At 57.2% G+C, this 236-nt stretch carries 1 protein-coding gene; it reads right to left on the reverse strand.

Annotation, left to right across the window (positions count from 1 at the left end; all coding sequences use genetic code 11):
• A partial coding sequence (locus tag Q1A75_RS24200; RefSeq protein WP_299593771.1) for a hypothetical protein occupies positions 1-236 on the reverse strand: 236 nt, incomplete at both ends.

Below are 236 nucleotides of genomic sequence, written 5' to 3' on the forward strand. Positions count from 1 at the left end.
CTCGTTCAAAACCTGCGTCATCACGGTGATGCGGTTACTCAAGCCTTTCCCGTGTCGCTTAAACGTCGGATTACCCTTGAATAGATCAATGACTTCTGAGGAGGGCATGCGCTCCAGCGCGGCAATGGCCTCACGCTTGCGTCGCTGGGCCTGGCCTGTCGTGCTCTCCTTCCCGGCGGGTTCGAAATCGACATAGGCCGCCTTCATGATCTCGGCGACTTCAGCCTTCGAAAGTG

Source organism: uncultured Tateyamaria sp. (assembly GCF_947504105.1).
Lineage (GTDB): Bacteria > Pseudomonadota > Alphaproteobacteria > Rhodobacterales > Rhodobacteraceae > Tateyamaria.